The 15,284-nt window shown below is 69.2% G+C and carries 14 protein-coding genes; 5 read left to right on the forward strand and 9 right to left on the reverse strand.

The window, feature by feature from the left end:
• Positions 1 to 547, reverse strand: a 547-nt coding sequence (locus E1287_RS36565; RefSeq protein ID WP_131969863.1) for a TetR/AcrR family transcriptional regulator, incomplete at its 3' end; no start/stop codon positions are given.
• Positions 548 to 710: 163 nt separating this feature from the next.
• On the opposite strand from E1287_RS36565, the gene E1287_RS36570 reads away from it, so the two are divergent.
• The gene (locus tag E1287_RS36570; RefSeq protein WP_207934674.1) at positions 711 to 1,565 is read left to right on the forward strand and encodes a helix-turn-helix transcriptional regulator; all 855 of its coding nucleotides are present in this window, start codon (positions 711 to 713) and stop codon (positions 1,563 to 1,565) included.
• Between the two features lie 41 nt (positions 1,566 to 1,606).
• Here E1287_RS36570 and E1287_RS36575 read toward each other — a convergent pair whose 3' ends face one another.
• Entirely contained in the window at positions 1,607 to 2,032 is a 426-nt protein-coding gene (locus E1287_RS36575) for an OB-fold domain-containing protein (RefSeq protein ID WP_131969865.1), read from the reverse strand.
• Entirely contained in the window at positions 2,029 to 3,207 is a 1,179-nt protein-coding gene (locus E1287_RS36580; protein WP_243719684.1) for an acetyl-CoA acetyltransferase, read from the reverse strand. Before E1287_RS36580 ends, E1287_RS36575 begins: the two co-directional genes overlap by 4 nt.
• A 79-nt stretch (positions 3,208 to 3,286) precedes the next feature.
• Between E1287_RS36580 and E1287_RS36585 the strand changes: the two genes are divergently transcribed.
• Together E1287_RS36585 and E1287_RS36590 are read left to right on the forward strand one after the other, a co-directional pair.
• Complete coding sequence (locus E1287_RS36585; RefSeq protein ID WP_131969866.1) at positions 3,287 to 4,546, forward strand: CoA transferase; 1,260 nt, start codon at positions 3,287 to 3,289, stop codon at positions 4,544 to 4,546.
• A complete protein-coding gene (locus tag E1287_RS36590; protein ID WP_131969867.1) occupies positions 4,543 to 5,703 on the forward strand; it encodes a mandelate racemase/muconate lactonizing enzyme family protein in 1,161 nt (386 codons plus the stop codon). Before E1287_RS36585 ends, E1287_RS36590 begins: the two co-directional genes overlap by 4 nt.
• Positions 5,704 to 5,736: 33 nt before the next feature.
• On the opposite strand, the gene E1287_RS36595 is transcribed toward E1287_RS36590, so the two are convergent.
• From E1287_RS36595 to E1287_RS36620, 6 genes are all read right to left on the reverse strand, one after another.
• The gene (locus tag E1287_RS36595; protein ID WP_131969868.1) at positions 5,737 to 6,726 is read right to left on the reverse strand and encodes a pyridoxal-phosphate dependent enzyme; all 990 of its coding nucleotides are present in this window, start codon (positions 6,724 to 6,726) and stop codon (positions 5,737 to 5,739) included.
• Between the two features lie 33 nt (positions 6,727 to 6,759).
• Positions 6,760 to 7,179, reverse strand: a complete 420-nt coding sequence (locus tag E1287_RS36600; protein WP_131969869.1) for a Rid family hydrolase — start codon at positions 7,177 to 7,179, stop codon at positions 6,760 to 6,762.
• A 42-nt stretch (positions 7,180 to 7,221) separates the two neighbouring features.
• On the reverse strand, positions 7,222 to 8,772 hold the full coding sequence (locus E1287_RS36605) for an MFS transporter (RefSeq protein WP_243719685.1): 1,551 nt from the start codon (positions 8,770 to 8,772) through the stop codon (positions 7,222 to 7,224).
• Between the two features lie 76 nt (positions 8,773 to 8,848).
• Entirely contained in the window at positions 8,849 to 10,426 is a 1,578-nt protein-coding gene (locus E1287_RS36610) for an FAD-dependent monooxygenase (protein ID WP_131969870.1), read from the reverse strand.
• Positions 10,423 to 11,763 (reverse strand): amidohydrolase family protein, encoded by a 1,341-nt coding sequence (locus E1287_RS36615; protein WP_131969871.1) that lies wholly within the window; start codon positions 11,761 to 11,763, stop codon positions 10,423 to 10,425. Before E1287_RS36615 ends, E1287_RS36610 begins: the two co-directional genes overlap by 4 nt.
• Before the next feature lie 146 nt (positions 11,764 to 11,909).
• On the reverse strand, positions 11,910 to 12,341 hold the full coding sequence (locus E1287_RS36620; protein ID WP_131969872.1) for a VOC family protein: 432 nt from the start codon (positions 12,339 to 12,341) through the stop codon (positions 11,910 to 11,912).
• Positions 12,342 to 12,506: 165 nt separating this feature from the next.
• Between E1287_RS36620 and E1287_RS36625 the strand changes: the two genes are divergently transcribed.
• Complete coding sequence (locus tag E1287_RS36625; RefSeq protein ID WP_131969873.1) at positions 12,507 to 13,583, forward strand: Lrp/AsnC family transcriptional regulator; 1,077 nt, start codon at positions 12,507 to 12,509, stop codon at positions 13,581 to 13,583.
• A gap of 420 nt (positions 13,584 to 14,003) precedes the next feature.
• The coding region (gene zwf / locus E1287_RS36630; RefSeq protein WP_131969874.1) for a glucose-6-phosphate dehydrogenase at positions 14,004 to 15,284 on the forward strand (1,281 nt) is incomplete at its 3' end.

Raw genomic sequence — 15,284 nt, forward strand, 5'->3', positions numbered from 1 at the left:
TCACGGTGGGGTCGAGCGTGTCGAGGGCGAGCAGGAACGTGAGGGCGATGAAATGCTCCGCCGCGCGCCACGGGTTCTCGGCGTTGACGGCCCCGGCTTCGATGAACGACTCCATGCGCCGCACGAAGAGCTCCTTCGGCGCGTTCCTCATCGAACCGGGGACCCGGCGGCCGGCCGGCCCCGTGCTGGTGAGCTTCCGGAACAGGACGAAGTCGGAGGACGCGAACGCGTCCGTGGCGACACGGCGAGCGAACGAGAACAGTCCCGCCCGCAGATCACAGCCTTCCGGCAGCTCTTCCTCGATCGCGGCCCGGATGGTGACCAGGAGCCTCTCCGACACCTGGTCCACCACGGCCAGGTACATCTTCCCCTTGTCGCCGAAGTGGTCGTACACCGTGGCCTTCGACACCCCGGCGCGGGCCGCGATGGCGTCGACGCTCGCCCGGTCGTAGCCGTCCGCGAGGAACAGCTCCCGTGCCGCGTCGAGCACCGCGGTCCGCTTCTGCGGTGAGCGTCCCCGGCGACGCGGCCCTTCGACGACTGTCATCACTTTTCCTTCCGTGACCTGCTACCTCTTGCCTAATCGAACTGAACGGTGCAGTTTAGTCTATGGGCGCCGCCTACCGCCCCCGTAGTGCGCTCGCCGCCATCCAGGCACACGCGCTGCTCGGCCGAGAGCAGCCGACATGCGGAGAAACGGTGGAACCAGCATGACCGAACTAGTCCAGTCGCCTCGGAGAAGCGAAGAGCAGGCCCGGCGCGAGGAACTCGCGGCCTTCCTCCGGACGCGGCGCGAGTCCCTGCAGCCGGAGGACCTCGGCATCCCCCGCCGTGGCCGGCGGCGGGTCAAGGGCCTTCGGCGTCACGAGGTGGCGGACACCGCGGCGGTGAGCCTCACGTGGTACACCTGGCTGGAGCAGGGCCGCGACATCCACACGACGCCGCAGGTCATCGAGGCGCTCGCGCGGGCGCTGCAGCTCGACGACAACGGGCACCGCTACCTGCGCCGGCTCGCCGGAATCGCGCCCAGGACGCTCGACCGCGGCCGTCCGGAGGTCGATGAGAGCCTCGTCGCGCTCGTCGACAGCCTGCTGCCGCACCCGGCGCAGCTGATGCGGCCGGTCACGGACCTCGTGACGTGGAACCGGGCGTACTCCCGGCTCTTCGTCGATCCGTCCACGCTGGAAAAGGAGCACCGCAACGGCCTGTGGATCCAGGTCATGTGCCCCGAGCTCAAGGAGCGTCTCGTCGACTGGGAGAGGGAGACGGAGTCCGCGATCTCGCGATTCCGGATCGAGGCCGCCAAGTACCCGGGCAACGGACGATTCGCCCAGGTGATCGACGGGTTGAACGAGGGCAGCGACTTCTTCCGGAGAACCTGGCGACGCCACGAGGTGCAGGGCTTCACCGGGCATCTGGAGAGGATCGAGCACCCCGACGTCGGCGGCATACGGGCCCGGGTCGTCCAGCTCCGGCCGCTCGACCATCCCGACCTGCTGGTCATGATCCACATGCTCGAGGACCAGCGATCACGGGACCGCATGGCCGCGCTGCTCGCCGGCTGACGCGATGAGGGGCGGCACCTCCCCGCCCCTCGGTGACGCTCTCAACCGCTGCGATGCACAGGCCGCCAGCGCAGTACGACGAGATCACGCCCGCCGTCGCCGGCCGCGACGTCCTCGAAGCCGACCTGGACGGGCAGCCCGATAACGAGCCCGGCACCGTCCTGGGGTCCGTCGACGTAGCCCGGCATCAGAATGTCGTCCTGATCGTCAAGGCGAACCAGGACGACGACGAACGGCCCGCCCGCCGTGGCGGGCCGGTGCGTCACCGTCCAGGACGCGACGGTGCCGAACCCGGAGGCCGGCACCCACGTCCAGTCGTCGGAGCCGCAGTCGTTGCAGATCGCCCTGGCCGGCCAGCGCAGCCGGCGACAGGGACCGCACGCCTGCAGGAGGAGCTCGCGGCGCCGCAGCGCCTCCCACCACGGGGCGGAGTCGAGATCGGTCGCGGGATACGGCCGCGCGCTCACGCGGCCCGCTTCAGGATCACGGCGCCGGTGAGTCCGCTGTTCACACCGGGCTGCGCCGTCGACAGCGCGACCTCGGCGTCCGGCACCTGGCGCTCGCCGCAATCGCGGCGCAGTTGGAGGACCGCTTCGGCGACATGGTTGAGCCCGTGCACATAGCCCTCCGAAAGATGACCGCCGTGGGTATTGACCGGCAGGGCGCCGCCGAGGCCGATGGCACCGTCCCTGATCATGCGGGCCGCCTCCCCCCGCTCGCAGAAGCCATAGGACTCCAGCTGGAGCGGTACAAGCGGTGTGAACGCGTCGTAGAACTCGGCAAGATCGATCTCCTCGGGCCCCAGCCCCGCGGCGGCGTAGAGCCGTGTGGCCATGGCCGCGGCGCCCGGGACGGTGGGATCCGGGTGATGGTTGGAGGCCAGCTGGTTGCCGCCGCCGAAGGCCGTCGCCGTGATGGTGACCGGTGTCCGCCTCAGGTCGCCGGCTCGGGCCGCCGGCGTCACGACCAGCGCGACGGCGGCGTCCGTCTCCGGGCAGCAGTCGAGCAGCCGGAGAGGCTCGGCGATCCACCGGGACCCGAGGTAGTCGTCCATCGTCATCGGCCGCCGCATCATCGCCCGCGGGTTGCGGACGGCGTGGGCCCGCTGCGCGATCGCCACCCGTCCGAGATCCTCGGCGCTCAGGCCGCACTCGTGCATGTACATCCGGGCGAACATCGCGAACTGCTGCGGTGCCGATGCGTGGTCGTACGGCAGCCAGTACTGCGCGTCCCCGGACAACGCCGGGTTCGCCGCCGCCCCGGCCATCCGCACACCCGAGCGGGCATTGAGCGCCCGCCACACGACGACACAGCGGGCACGCCCGGTCGCGACCGCGGTCGCCGCGGCGTCCAGCGGCGCGATACAGGAACTACCGCCGCCGAACACGTCCCGCGCGAACCTCAGATCCCGGACGCCGAGTACCTGTGCCACCAGCGCGGGATCGGCGGAGTCCCCCACGCGGTGGCAGGCGACACCGTCCACGTCGTGCTGCGAGAGCCCGGCATCGGCGAGCGCGGTCTGGATGGCGCGGACCGCCAGCGTGAGCGTCGTGACTCCGGAGTTCCTGGAGTACTCGGTGTGACCGACCCCGGAAATCGCCGCGGCGTCTCGTCGTGCCTCGCCGACTTCTATGTGCCCCACGGCGGGCACGTTACCGCCGACCGCCCGGGAAAGCGTGGTGCGCCTTTAACTAGTGCTCCGGATACCCGGGAATCAGGTCATGCGCTGGCTGGTGCAATCACCACCATCCTCGCCCCGTGTTCTCGTCGGTATCGTCCCGAACCAAGGAGGGCGCATGACGGCGAAAAATCACCGGCCCGCACCCAAGGGACCACTCGTGGGAATTCGGGTGCTCGACATTGGACAGCTCGTCGCCGGTCCGCTGATCGGCACTTTCCTCGCCGATTGGGGTGCCGATGTCGTGAAGATAGAGCAGCCTGGGATCGGCGACCCGATCCGAAAGCTCGGGTCGCACTCCGGTGCCCCGCTGTGGTGGAAGGTCAACGGACGCGGGAAACGCTCGGTCGCACTGGATCTGCGTACCGACGACGGCCGCGGCGTTCTTCTCCGCCTCGTCAGGGCCGCCGACATTCTCATCGAGAACTTCACGCCGGGCTCCATGGAACGCTGGGGCCTCGACTACGCGTCGCTGCGGGCCGAGAACCCCGGCATCATCATGCTGCGCGTCAGTGGCTTCGGGCAGACCGGCCCCAACCGGACTCACCGGGCGTTCGGCCGGATCGCTCAGTCGTTCAGCGGCTTCTCTTCGATCAACGGCTTCCCCGACCGCCCGCCCCTCCATCCCGGCATACCCGTGGGCGACTACTTCGGTGCCCTGACCGGCACGGCCGCCGTGCTCGCCGCCTACGCGGAGCGCCGGCGATCGGGGGAGGGGCAGGAGATCGACCTCGCGCTGTACGAAGCGTGCTTCCGGGTCATGGAGCTCATATCGGCCACCTACGACCAGGAGGGCAAGGTCATCGGCCGGGAGGGCACGTCGAACACCTATGTCGCCCCGGTCGGCACCTGGCAGACCGCCGACGGAAAGTGGTTCTCGCTCACGGCCAGCACCCAGCCTGTCGCCGAACGCCTTCTTGAGACCGTAGGCGGGTCCGAACTGGCGTCGGACCCGCGGTTCGCCACCAACTCGTCCCGTGTGAAGAACCGCGCGGAACTCGACGACATCCTCGGCGCATGGGTCGGGCGGCGCTCGACGGAGGAACTCACCAAGGTCTGCGACGACAACGACGTCGCCTACTGCATCGAATACGACATCGCAGACATCTTCGCTGACGAGCACTACCGGGCCAGGGGAACCATCGAAGCGGTCGACGACCCCGAGTACGGCCCGTTGCGCATGCCGGCCGTCGTGCCGCGGTTCGGGCGTACGCCCGGCGCGATCCGCTGGACGGGCGAGGAACTCGACGCCAGCCACGACGACGTGCTGCACGACCCGGCCTGGGGGATGCCGACACCATGACCGATATCGCCGGGCTGCTGGAAGGCGACGCCGGTGCCACGGACGCCCGGGTCGCGCGCGCCGAGGTGCGGCACCTCGCGCTCGCGACCGGGCTCCCCTCCTTCACGCTGCCCGATGGGAGGCGCACCCCGTCCGACCTGCCGGTCCTGCTCGTCCGGGTGACCGACGAGGACGGGGTACAGGGCCATTCCCTGCTGTGGGTCCAGCGCGACCGGCAGGCGCCCCTCCTTGAGGCCGGCCTTCGCTATCTGGCCGACCTCGTCGAACAGCGCTCGCTGAAGGACGCCCCGGGGCTTCTCGGCTCGATGCGCCAGGCGACGGCGTTCCTCGGCGCCGGCGGCGTGGCCGCCTTCGGTGTCTCGGGCCTGCAGATGGCGATCGAGGACCTCCTGTGCCGCCGTCGCGGCGCCAGCCTGAGCGAGGTGCTCGGCCGGCGACGCGACCACGTCCGCGTCTATCAGACGGGACTCATGCTGCACTCTCGCGTGGAGGAACTCCTGGTGGAGGCCGCGGCGATGTACGACCGGGGCCTTCGCGCCATGAAGATGATGGTCGGCAAGCCGGACATCGAAGAGGACGTCGCACGGCTGGAGGCGGTCAAGCAGTCCCTGCCGGGTGATGTCTCGCTGATGGTCGATGCCCTTCAGCGCTGGACTCTGCCGGACGCCCTCCGCGCGTCGGAGCGATTCGCTCATCTCGGGTTGGCGTGGATCGAAGATCCGATAGCGCAGGACGACCTCGACGGGTACCGCGAGCTGGCTCGCAGCTCACCGGTCCCGGTCGCCACCGGGGAGACCTGCTTCTCGATGCGGGAACTCCGGGCGCTCCTTGAGGCGGGGATCCCCTACATCGTCGGCGAACTCGAACGTTTGGGGGGCATGGGCGCCTGGGTCCATGCCGCCGAGATCGTGCACGGCGCCGGCGCGACGATGCTCCCCCACCTCTATCCGCACGTCTCAGCACAGATACTGGCGACGGTTCCCCAGCACGAGGTCTGGCTGGAGTACGTCCCCTGGTTCGACGCGCTGGCGGATCAAGAGTTCCACCTCGACGACGGCCGGCTCCCGATCAGCTCGGCTCCGGGCTCCGGCTTCACCCCGTCTGCCGACGCGGTCGAGCGTCTCGCCCGCGGCCCCTGGCAACGCCTCACCGGATAGCCGCCGCACAGGCGCTTCACCAGGACGAGCGGCCTAGATCGCCACCCTCTCGACCGGCCACCCGCACAGCTCGGCGAAGCGCTCGGTGCTGACGTTGCCGCCCGAGACGACCACGCCGATCGACCCGCGCGGATTCTCGGTGCGCCCGGCCAGCAGGGCCGCCAGGCCGGTGGCGCCGCTCGGCTCAACGACGATCTTCAGACGTTCGAAGGCGAACCGCATCGCCTCTCGGACCTCGTCATCGGTGACCAGCGAGATGGCCTCGACCAGGCGCCGGTTGACGGGAAAGGTCAGCTCACCTGGAGTGGGCAGGGCCTGGCCGTCGGCGATCGTGCGCGGCACGTCGATGGTGACGCGCCGGCCGGCCTCCAGGGAGCGCTTGGTGTCGTCCCCGGCCTCCGGCTCGACACCGATCATGCGGATGCCTGGGTGCAGGCCCGTGGCCGCGGTGGCGCAGCCGGCCATGAGCCCGCCACCGCCGACCGGCACGACCAGCATGTCCAGCCGCCCGGTGTCCCGCAGAAGTTCGAGGGCCGCGGTGCCCTGGCCGGCGATCACATCCGGATGGTCGTAGGGCGGGATCAGAGCCAGGCCCCGCTCGGCGGCCAGCGCCGCGCCGATCACGGCCCGGTCACCGGTGTAGCGGTCGTAGGTGACGATTTCGGCGCCGTACCCGGCGGTCGCCTCCCGCTTCGAGCGCGGGGCGTCCTCGGGCATGAGGATCACAGCGGTGGTGCCCAGCTCCCTGGCGGCCAGAGCGACGGCTTGGGCGTGGTTGCCCGAGGAGTAGGCCGCAATGCCCTTGGCCAGCTGCTCGGGGGCCAGGCGCGCCGCGGCGTTGTAGGCGCCGCGGAACTTGAACGCCCCCACGCGCTGGAAGTTCTCGCACTTCAGGAACACCTCGGCGCCCACCAGCCGGTCCAGGGTCCGTGAACGCAGCACGGGGGTACGATGCGCGACTCCCTCGATCCGGGCCGCGGCGTCGCGGACGTCGTCCAAGGTGACCGGCGGGGTGTACGTCACAGTGTCCCTCCCTTCGTGGTCAGCGGTTCGTGGTCAGTGGCCTTCGGTGGCGCTCCCGCCGATGGCGGGCGCGTCCCGTACCCGTGCCAGCGCCTCGACCTCCACCACGGCGCCGTACGGCAGCGCGGCGACCCCGACGCAGCTGCGCGCCGGGCGGGGCTCGGCGAAGAAGCCCTGGTAGGTGGCGTTGAGCCGGGAACGGTCGGCGATGTCGGTCAGATAGGCGACCACCTTGACCACATCGCGCCGGGACGCGCCGGCCGACTCCAGCGCGGCGTCGAGGTTGGTGAACGCCCGCGCGCATTCCGCGTCGAACCCGCCCGGCACCAGATGGCCGGACGCGTCCACGCCGAGCCTGCCGGACACCGCGACAAGGTCGCCGCTGCGGAAGGCCACCGAGTACGGATGCTCATCGATGTGCCCGGCATCGGACCGCTCGGTCTCTGACTGCATTCTCCGCTTCCTCCTGCGTCGGGATCCCTGCCTGCGAGGGAACTAGTCGGAAAGGGCCACGGACACCGAGGAGGCCGGCGCGGGGGGCACATCCGCGCCGCGCCGCATGCGCACCAGGATGACGGCCAGCACCGCGGCGGCCAGGAACGCGCCGAGCCCGACGCCAATGTAGCTGGACACTCCCGTGCCCGAGTTCTCCGTCGATCCGCCGACGACCACCTGGGTGGACTTCAGCACGGCCGTACCCACGAAATTCATGACCACCGAACCGATCGCGATCATGACCATGACCATGCTGGTCACACTGCCCTGTCGTTCGGCGGGCGCCAGGACCCCGGCCATGTTGAAGCCGGAGGTCACGAGCGCTCCCGCCGTGAGACCCAGCATGAAGGCGAACACGACCGCGACATAGAGCTGGGAGACCCCGAGGAACATCCCGAAGGTCCCCACCATTCCGAGTGCCGCTCCGGCGGCCAGTGTCGAGGCCGGACCGAACCGCGTCGCGAGCGCTCCGGCAAGGGGCCCCCCGATCATGATTCCGAGCGACGGCGCGGCGAAGAGCAGGGCCACCGGGCCTTGCTCGGCGATCCCGTACCCGAGGCCCTGATCAGGCGAGACATCCTTGATGATGCCGATGAGCTGAAGCATGCTCTGGTACGAACCGGTCCCGAGAATGACCAGCAGAAGCGTGACCACCAGGGGTCTGCCGAGCGTCCTGAGGTCGACCAGGGGCTCGGGAACCCGGCCCGATTGCCGGAACCATGCGGCCAGTACCGCGATGCCGGCGGCGAGGAGAGTGAGCGGGCCTGCGGCGAACCAGCCGAAGTCGGGTCCGAGGCTGACATAGCTGAGCACCGTCGCCATACCTCCGCCGAGGAGAACGGCCCCGGCGATGTCGAGCCTGCCCGGCGTCCTGATCTGGGATTCGGGTAGGAGGGTGCGCACGCAGATCGCCATGGCGAACGCGACCGCCGCCGACAGGACGAATACGCTCCTGTAGCCGTACGCGTCCGCCATCAGCACGAAGAGGGCGGGGGTGGCGATGCCGAGGATCGCCGAGCCGGACGTCACGATGCCTACGACGGTCATCCCGATGCGGGGCCCGCAGATGTCGCGGATGAGCGCGACCGCCAGGAAGAAGGACGCCACGGCCGCTCCCTGCAGCAGGCGTCCGAAGATGAACACCGAGAGATTGGGGGCGACGAGACAAACGAGGGCACCGGCGCAGGAGACGAGCAACGTCCCCCCGAGGATCTTCCGCTTCCCGTAGATGTCGGCGGCCTTTCCGAGTAGCGGCGCCCACATCGCTCCCGCCAGCATCGCACTGGCATTGAGCCACGCCGCCTCGTCGGTGCCGAAGTGATCGAGCATCTCGGACAGGACGATCAACGGTCCCGCGATCACCGTGTCCACCATGGCGTTCACCATGATCAGGACGGCCACCTGGCCGGCGAGCCGCTTGCTCCATCGCGTTTGGCGCCCACCGCCGATCGGTTCTGGGGCGGCATTGCCGACGCTGCTGCCTCGCATGAGGCACTCCTTTCCCAACACGCATGCGGGCGGGGTCGCATAGGAGGCGCCGTCCCACGACATGGCGCCGGTATGGAGCCTTAGGAAATCGAGATGACGTTGACGGAGCCCCGAAAGGGCCTGGCCAGGTAGGGCTTGATCAGTAGGGCCTGACCTGGTTGCCGATCGACCGGAACGGTGCGAGGTGGTTGATCACGTCCATCTCCTGGCCGGCCGGCACCCGGGCCGCGATGTATCCGTCGGTCCTGACGAGAATGAGCTCACCCGGGTAGGGGTCGTAGATCCGCCGGAATTCGCCTGCGACGTCGACGATGGCGCTGTCCGGAGAGGATCCGATGCGGTGGACGTGCATGTGGGTCGGTTTGGCGTTGTCGAAGACGACCGGTTCGGTGTGCTCGAAGGCGATCAGGGACCAATGCGGTCCGCGCATGAGGTCGAAGAGGTCGCCGCTGAACCCGGCGCCTTCCAGGCCGTCCGCGTTCGGAGCCCGGTCGCCGGCCACCGGTCCGGACGTGCGCCGCTCGCCGCCCGGGTAGGTGATCGGGCCGGTGCGGTAGTGGATCCCCAGCCCGGTGGTCATCGAGCCGTCGGAGATCTCGTCGAGTGCCGAGCCCAGCCCGTCCTCGCTGCCGCGGCCCGCCTGCTCCATCGTCCTGGTCATCTTCTCCGTGCTCAGCTCCAGGACGGTGCGTGCGACGGGGAGCCGTTCGGCGGTGTAGGTGTCCAGCAGGCTCTGGCGGGCGCCGTCGATGACGCTCGTGAGTTTCCAGCCGAGGTTGTAGGCGTCCTGGATGCCGGTGTTCATGCCCTGGCCCCCCGCGGGAGAGTGCACATGGGCGGCGTCACCGGCGAGCAGGACCCGTCCCTTGCGGTAGTCCTCCACCACGCGGGCGTTGACCTGGTAGACCGACAGCCAGGTCGCGCTCTCCAGGACCACGGCGCCCTTGCCGACGCGTTCGTCGAACAGTCGCTGATAGAACTCCAGTGACGGGGTTCCCGGCTCGTCGTCCGGCAGGATCGGGCTCTGGAACTGCCACAGGTCACCGCCGGGCAGCGGGGTGAGACCGAGCATGCCGCGTTCGGACGGCCAGATGTGCATGTGGGAGCGGTCGAGGTCCGGCACGGTGACGTCCCCGAGGTACCAGCGCTGCCGCTCGTAGGTCTTGCCGACCAGCGGGAGCCCGACGAACCTGCGGGTGCTGCTCCTACCTCCGTCCGCCCCGACGACGTAGCGCGCGCGAACGGTCCGCTCGCCGGCCGATGTCCGCAGCGCGACGGTGACACCGTCGTCGTCCTGTTCGAGGCCGACCGCCTCGGCGCCGAACTCCACCCGGCCACCGAGCTCTTCGAGCCGTTGCCGCAGTGCGTACTCGATGTCGAACTGGCCGATCCACCGCGAATCGGGATACGGCGTGGAGAACGACTGGTCCGCCCGGTCCGAGATCGGCGGCTTGTCCAGGACCGCGCCGGACGGTTCGTGGAAGCGCACGGGAAGCCAGACGACTCCGCGCCGCAGCACGTGCTCGACGACCCCGAGGTCGTCGAGTACTTCGAGGGAGCGGGGCTTGATGGTCTTGGCCTTGGAGGCGCGGTTCGGCACGGCATCCCGCTCGACGATGCGGGAGGCGACACCGCGACGAGCGAGGTCGCATGCCAGCGTCAGGCCGGTGGGCCCGGCTCCGATGATGAGGACGTCGGTGTTGGGCGCGTCAGTCATGATGTCCCTTCCGTGTGATGCGAGGCAACAGACGGCGCGGGGGCGATCACCACTGCTTCGGGTGCGGGCTCAGATCGACGATCACCGGTGTCGGCCGCGGGTGGCGTGAGCTTTCGGACGACCCCCTGCTGGGCGACCACGACGATGTTCTCCGGTTCGGCCAGCACGCCGACGTCCCGCAGCGGGTCGCCCGCGCAGATGACGAAATCGGCGCACATGCCCGGGAGCAGAGCCCCCAGCCGGTCGTCGACCCCCAGCAGGCGTGCGCTGTTCGACGTCGCCGCGCGGATGGCGTCCATCGGGCTCATGCCGAGCTCCACCAGGTACCGCAGCTCGGCGAGATTCCGTCCATGCTCGCTGATGCCGGCGTCGGTTCCCGCGGCGATGTTCACCTTCCGCGCGATGGCCGCCGCGATGTTCTCCTTCGCTCGCTCGTTCCAGCGCCGTTTCTTCTCGTACGCCCACGGTGGCAACTTGGATCGGTCCAGCGGCTGGAAGACGGTGGCCAAGGTCGGCACGAGGAAGGCACCGCGCTCACCGAGCAGTTCGCACCCCTGGTCATCGATGCCGAAGCCGTGTTCGACCGAGCGGACGCCGCCCCGGATCGCCGCCAGGACGCCTGCCCTACCCTGGGCGTGCGCGGCGACAGCGCGTCCGCGGTGTCGGCGTGCTTCGTCGACGACCGCGGCGATCTCCTCTTCGAGCAGGTCCTCGTCGTCGGGATCGTCCCCCGCGCTGTTCATCCCGCCGGTCGTGCAGATCTTGACGACATCGGCGCCGGCGCGCAGCATCCGGCGCGCCGCCTTCCGCACCTCGTGCTCGTCGTCGGCGAGCTCACAGAAGTCGAGGCCGAGGTTCATCCCGCCGGGCAGCGTGGTGTCCGCGTGCCCGCCCGTGTGGCTGATGATCCCGACGGACACCTGCAACCGCGGGCCCTGGACGAGCCCCGTGGCGACGGCGTGGCGGAATCCCGCCGGCAGTGCGCCGAGGTCGCGAGCGGAGGTGATCCCGGAATCCAGGGTTCGCCGCAATCGGTCGGCCGTCTGCAACATGCGCAGGACGGGTTCCGTCATCAGCGCCTCTTCCACCACTGACCGGTCCGAAGACATACCGAGATGCACATGGCAGTCGAAGAACCCCGGAAGAAGGGTTCCGCCCCGGCCGTCGATCGTCCGGCCCCCCGGCGGCGCCGGCGGTGCGTGGCTCGCCGGGCCGGCGTAGGCGATCAGGCCGTCGGCGTCCGCGGCCAGCACGGCATCGGGCACGGCCTCCGAGCCGACACCGTCGATGAGCCGGACATTGTGCACCCGCAGGGACGCCTTGCCCTCAATCTCCATGTGAAGTCCTGTTCCGGCCGTCTCTTGTTCTGGCTGTCGTCACGCTACGGCCACTGCACGAACAGGCTCCGAAATTGCATGTTCTCCTCGATGGGGCGGCTTTCCTGCACGAAATCAGCCATCGTGCGGGACCGGATCACCCGCCGTCAGGTAGCGAAGACTTGGGAGTCGTCGGCGAACGCCTTGAATTCCAACGCGTTGCCCGCGGGATCGAGCAGGAACATCGTCCACTGCTCACCGGGCCGTCCTTCGAATCGCACGTAGGGCTCGATGACGAACTCGGCGCCCCCCGCGCGCAGCCGATCGGCGAGCCGGTGGAACTCGGGGACCGTCAGGATCAGGCCGAAGTGCGGCACCGGGACGTCGTGGCCGTCCACCGGGTTGTGGATGCGCCGCGAGCGGCCCGGCGCCAAGTGCGTCACGAACTGGTGGCCGTTCAGATTCCAGTCCACCCATGTGTCGGCGCTGCGCCCCTGCTCCAGGCCCAGCACCTCCCCGTAAAAGCGGCGCGCGGCGGACAGGTCGTCGACCGGCATGGCCAGGTGGAATCGCGGGATCGGAGAGTTCAGGACGCTCATGACGTGGACCACCTTTCGTGAAGCGTTCCCCGGACAGGGCCGGGGTTCCCAGGACGGACGGCGCCGCATGCGCGCCGGCGGTCCCAGCTCCGCAGAGCCGCCTCGTCCCCAGGCCGACGCACTTTTCGGGGCTTCGTCCCCGACCATCTACATTAAGGTCACCTGATGGATGGGCCCGAAGATCGCATGTTTCCTCCCATGGAGCCGCGTCCATCGCACAGAAAGGGCCATCCGAACATGGGGACCTCGGCCTTCGACGAACTCGACATCGCCATCGTGGACGCCGTCCGATTCGCTCCGCGCGCGAGCTGGCGGGACCTGGCGCCGGTCCTCGGCGTGGACCCGGCCACCGTCAGCCGACGATGGTCGCGTATGCAGTCCGAAGGAGTCGCCTGGGTCACCGCCCACCTGTCGGGCACCGCGACGCCTTCGTGCGCCCTGGTGGAGATCGACTGCGCGCCGGGGCGCTCCACCGAGGTGGCGGCCGTCCTTGCCGAGGACGTGGAGGCGGCCACCGTCAAACTGACGTCCGGTGCGCGGGACGTGCTGATACTCGCGCAATCACCCGACCTCGACGCATTGTCCCATTACCTCCTCGACCGCGTGGGGCACGTCCCGGGTGTCACGAACATGCGCAGCCACATCGTGACGCGGTCGGCGCTTGAGGCCAGCCGGTGGCGTGAGGGCGCGCTGAACCCGGAACAGCGTCACCGCCTGCGCGCCGACACCGGAACCCGCCCCGATCACGGCGCGGTCCTGCAGGCTCACGACCGCCGCATCGCCCGCGCCCTCAGCGCCGACGGGCGGATGTCGTTCGAGCAACTCGCCGAACACGTCGGGCTCGGCCCCGTCGCGGTGCGGCGCCGGCTGACGCGCCTGATGGAAGCCAGGCTCATCACCTTCCGCTGTGACACCTCCCGCCACCTCTCGAAACGTGCCGTCACCGCGGTCTACTTCGGCTCACTCGACGTCCACGACCTGGAGAGCGCCGAGGGAAAGATCGGCATGCTGCCGGGGGTCCGGGCGTGCAATCTCGTGGCAGGTCCCTACAACGTCATCGTCGACGCGTGGCTACGGTCGACGGCGGAAGCCCACGACCTCGAACGGAAGATGAGCCGGGTACTGCCCGCCCTGCGGATCCAAGACCGCTCGGTGGCTCTGCGCGTGATCAAAATGCTCGGTCGCATTCTCGACGTGGAGGACAGATCGATACGGTCCATACCGCTCCTGGTCGACGACTGAACGGCTTCCCACTGGTCGTGGAACGCAGAGCCGTCTGGATCTCGATGTGACCGCCGTGGGCGCGGACGAGTGGGTCAACATTGGCCAGTCCCAAACCCGCATCCCCACCTTTCCGCGGGACCGGGCGGTGGACGATGTCGCGCGCCGCAGCGCGACCGTCAAACTCGTGCCCCGCTGAGCAGGGTCCGCGTGGTCACGGTCACTCCGCCAACACGAACCTCCGGGCACCCATGATCGTTAATGGGCGAGGCGCTCGGCCGTGGCGAGTAGCGGGTATCGGCACGGAACGTCACGCGAACCGGGGTCGATGGAGACGAGGCGACACGTTCTGACCATGACCGGGCGCTATGCGACCCGCGGGACGCTTGTTCTCCGGATGGCCGAGGCGTCAAGCTGTGAGCCGACGAGAGGGGGCCGGCGATGGAGCGAGCCGACGCGATGGTGCTGTTCGGGATCACCGGGAATCTGGCGTACAAGATGCTGCTGCCGGCGTTGTACCAGCTGACGGCGGACGGGGTGCTGGACCAGCCGATCGTGGGGGTCGCCAAGACCGACCTCGACCTGGCCGGGCTGCGAAGTCGGGCCCGTGAGGCCTGCGAGGCCAAGCACGACAAGGTGGACGACGCGGCGTTCGAGAAGTTCGCCGGGAACCTCCGGCTCGTCGCGGGCGACTACGCCGACGGCGCCACCTTCGATGCGATCCGTGGCGAGGTGGGCGATGCGGGATTCCTCACTCACTATCTTGCGGTTCCTCCTTCGCTGTTCGCGACGGTCGCCGAGGGCCTGGCCAAGGTCAACCTGAACAGGAACGCCCGGATGGTCGTCGAAAAGCCGTTCGGCAACGACCTGGAGTCGGCGCGGGCGTTGAACGCCGAGTTGCTGAAGTTCTTCGACGAGGACCATCTGAGGCGCGTCGACCACTTTCTCGGCAAAGAGCCGATCGAAGACCTTCTGATGTTCCGGTTCGAGAACATGCTCCTGGAGCCGATCTGGAACCGTCACTACGTCGACAACGTGCAGATCACGATGGCCGAGGACTTCGACGTCGCCGACCGTGGCTCGTTCTACGACGCCAACGGCACGATCCGCGATGTCGTCCAGAACCACCTTCTGCAGATCCTCGCGCTCCTGGCCATGGACACGCCGCCGTCGACCGACTCACGCGCCTTCATCGACGAGAAGTGGCGGGTGCTGCGCGCCGTCGAGGCCGTCGCGCCCGGCGATGTCGTCCGCGGCCAGTACGACGGCTACCTCGCCACCGAAGGCGTCGGTGAGGGTTCGACCACCGAGACCTACGCTGCGCTGCGCCTGCGCATCAACAACTGGCGCTGGGCCGGCGTCCCGTTCTACATCCGCTCCGGTAAAGCACTGGCCACCACCGATCTGGAAGTGGTCGCCCAACTCCGCACCCCGCCCATCAGCTTCTTCGACGGCGCCCCAGAGCCCAATCTGATCCGCTTCCGCATCCAGCCCGATGCGGGCGTCACATTCGACCTGCTCGCCAAGGTCCCCGGGCGCGACAGCACCCGGCGAGTCCCGCTCAGCGTGGACTTCACCAAGGTCCTGGGCCCGATGGAAGCGGCCTACCAGCGCATCCTCACCGACGCGATGACCGGCGACCCCCGCCGCTTCGTCCGCTTCGACCTGGCCGAAGAATCCTGGCGCATCATCCAGCCCGTCCTCGACCTCCCCACCCAGCCC

Origin of the sequence: Actinomadura sp. KC06 (assembly GCF_004348735.1) — a bacterium.
Classification (GTDB): Bacteria; Actinomycetota; Actinomycetes; order Streptosporangiales; family Streptosporangiaceae; genus Spirillospora.

Excerpts from the sequence above, each read along its gene's own strand:
- E1287_RS36570 (WP_207934674.1), top strand. The coding sequence starts at position 711 with ATGACCGAACTAGTCCAGTCGCCTCGGAGAAGCGAAGAGCAGGCCCGG.
- E1287_RS36585 (WP_131969866.1), top strand. The coding sequence starts at position 3,287 with ATGCGCTGGCTGGTGCAATCACCACCATCCTCGCCCCGTGTTCTCGTC.
- E1287_RS36590 (WP_131969867.1), top strand. The coding sequence starts at position 4,543 with ATGACCGATATCGCCGGGCTGCTGGAAGGCGACGCCGGTGCCACGGAC.
- E1287_RS36600 (WP_131969869.1), bottom strand. The coding sequence starts at position 7,179 with ATGCAGTCAGAGACCGAGCGGTCCGATGCCGGGCACATCGATGAGCAT.
- E1287_RS36605 (WP_243719685.1), bottom strand. The coding sequence starts at position 8,772 with ATGTCGTGGGACGGCGCCTCCTATGCGACCCCGCCCGCATGCGTGTTG.
- E1287_RS36610 (WP_131969870.1), bottom strand. The coding sequence starts at position 10,426 with ATGACTGACGCGCCCAACACCGACGTCCTCATCATCGGAGCCGGGCCC.
- E1287_RS36615 (WP_131969871.1), bottom strand. The coding sequence starts at position 11,763 with ATGGAGATTGAGGGCAAGGCGTCCCTGCGGGTGCACAATGTCCGGCTC.
- E1287_RS36620 (WP_131969872.1), bottom strand. The coding sequence starts at position 12,341 with ATGAGCGTCCTGAACTCTCCGATCCCGCGATTCCACCTGGCCATGCCG.
- E1287_RS36625 (WP_131969873.1), top strand. The coding sequence starts at position 12,507 with ATGGATGGGCCCGAAGATCGCATGTTTCCTCCCATGGAGCCGCGTCCA.